This is a genomic window from Rhodohalobacter halophilus, assembly GCF_001715195.1.
GTDB classification, from domain to species: domain Bacteria; phylum Bacteroidota; class Rhodothermia; order Balneolales; family Balneolaceae; genus Rhodohalobacter; species Rhodohalobacter halophilus.
The window spans coordinates 1-1,557 of the sequence record NZ_MDWE01000038.1 but is presented as its reverse complement, the minus strand read 5'-3'; the positions used below and the strand labels follow the sequence as shown (position 1 = coordinate 1,557).

The 1,557-nt window shown below is 41.6% G+C and carries 3 protein-coding genes and 1 tRNA gene; all 4 read left to right on the top strand.

All coding sequences use genetic code 11. From position 1 onward, the window contains the following. Nucleotides 1–63 precede the first annotated feature (63 nt). The 4 genes from BG260_RS10790 (at nt 64) to rplK (ending at nt 1,401) form a co-directional block, all read left to right on the top strand. Nucleotides 64–138 (top strand) — tRNA-Trp (locus BG260_RS10790). 26 nt (nt 139–164) lie between these two features. Then, entirely contained in the window at nt 165–347 is a 183-nt protein-coding gene (secE, locus tag BG260_RS10785; protein WP_069132544.1) for a preprotein translocase subunit SecE, read from the top strand. Next, a complete protein-coding gene (gene nusG, locus BG260_RS10780) occupies nt 344–910 on the top strand; it encodes a transcription termination/antitermination protein NusG (protein WP_069132542.1) in 567 nt (188 codons plus the stop codon). Before secE ends, nusG begins: the two co-directional genes overlap by 4 nt. A 59-nt stretch (nt 911–969) precedes the next feature. After that, nucleotides 970–1,401: a 50S ribosomal protein L11 gene (gene rplK / locus BG260_RS10775; RefSeq protein ID WP_069132540.1), complete on the top strand. Its 432-nt coding sequence runs from the start codon at nt 970–972 to the stop codon at nt 1,399–1,401. Nucleotides 1,402–1,557 lie beyond the last annotated feature (156 nt).

Below are 1,557 nucleotides of genomic sequence, written 5' to 3'. Positions count from 1 at the left end.
AAAAAGTCAGAATTTATTGGCACTAAGGTAAAGCTGATGACAGTTTTACCTTTTGTGCTATTTACGGGCGTAGCTCAGTCTGGTCAGAGCACTGGTCTCCAAAACCAGGTGTCGGGAGTTCGAATCTCTCCGCCCGTGCAAATAAATTAAGCCTTAACGTATATATGGAAAAGCTGAAGAATTTCATTGAAGGTGTACGAAAAGAGATGGCGAAAGTCACCTGGCCTACACAGCAAGAATTAATTGACAATACCATCATTGTGATTGTGTTCACAATTATTATTTCACTTTTCATTTTTGGTGTTGATCAGGTATACAGTACAATTCTGGAGGCGATCTATAGATGAGTTCTGATGATAGTTTTGACTGGTATGTGGTTCGCTGCTTTACCAGTCACGAAAAAAAAGTCAAAGAGTATCTTACCCGAGAGATTGAGGAACAGGGCTTGGAACATAAAATCAGTGAGATTTTAATTCCTACAGAAACAGTTATTGAGATTCGGTCCGGTAAGAAGAGAACAAAAGAGAAGAATTTTTTTCCGGGTTACATTTTAGTGAAAACCCGCTATGATGAAGAGGTAAACAATTTAGTGCAAAGTGCTCCTTCTTGTCTCGGCTTTTTGAAAGCCGGAAAAAATGAAGTCGTTCCTCAGCCATTGAAGAAGAATGAAGTTGAACGAATTATTGGAAGAGTTATGGACAACCAGGAAGCTGTCGAAAAAGGCGGTGTGGTTGATATTCCATACAAAGAAGGAGACATCGTTAAAGTTGTTGACGGTCCATTTAAGGAATTTGACGGTACCGTTCAGGAGGTACTTGCCGACAAACTCAAACTGAGAGTAATGGTAAGTATTTTTGGACGGAAAACCCCTGTTGAGGTTGACCTGGATCAGGTCGAATCAGCTACATAAGAACATAAACGTGAGCTATTACGCAGCAAACAGAAGCACGAATCGCTAATTGATTCAATATGGCAAAAAAAGTAGATACAGTGCTAAAACTTCAAATTGTTGGTGGACAGGCAAACCCTGCTCCTCCGGTAGGTCCAGCTTTAGGCCAGGCCGGAATCAACATCATGGAGTTTTGTAAGGCATTTAATGCAAAAACCCAAGACAAGGCGGGTACAATAGTACCGGTTGAGATTACAGTCTATGCGGATAAGTCTTTTACTTTCAAAACAAAGACTCCACCCGCTGCTGTTCTTCTTAAGAAAGCCGCGAAGATTAAATCCGGTTCAGGTGAACCAAACCGCGCGAAAGTAGGGAAGGTTACCTGGTCTCAATGCAAGGAGATTGCAGAAGAGAAGATGGAAGATCTCAACGCTTTTGACGTGGAGAGAGCGGCTGAAATGATAGCCGGTACTGCACGCAGCATGGGTTTGCGAGTAATCCGAGATAAATAAAAGGATGTAAGAAATGGCAAAAAGAGGTAAGAAATATCAGAAGGTCGCTGAATTAATTGACCGTGATATGGAATACACCATCGAAGAGGCTTGTGATCTGATCAAACAGACCAAAACAGCCAATTTTGATGAGTCGGTTGATTTAGATCTCCGGCT

Bases quoted from the DNA above. Each gene is read 5' to 3' on its own strand.
- secE (WP_069132544.1), top strand. From the start codon at position 165: ATGGAAAAGCTGAAGAATTTCATTGAAGGTGTACGAAAAGAGATGGCG.
- nusG (WP_069132542.1), top strand. From the start codon at position 344: ATGAGTTCTGATGATAGTTTTGACTGGTATGTGGTTCGCTGCTTTACC.
- rplK (WP_069132540.1), top strand. From the start codon at position 970: ATGGCAAAAAAAGTAGATACAGTGCTAAAACTTCAAATTGTTGGTGGA.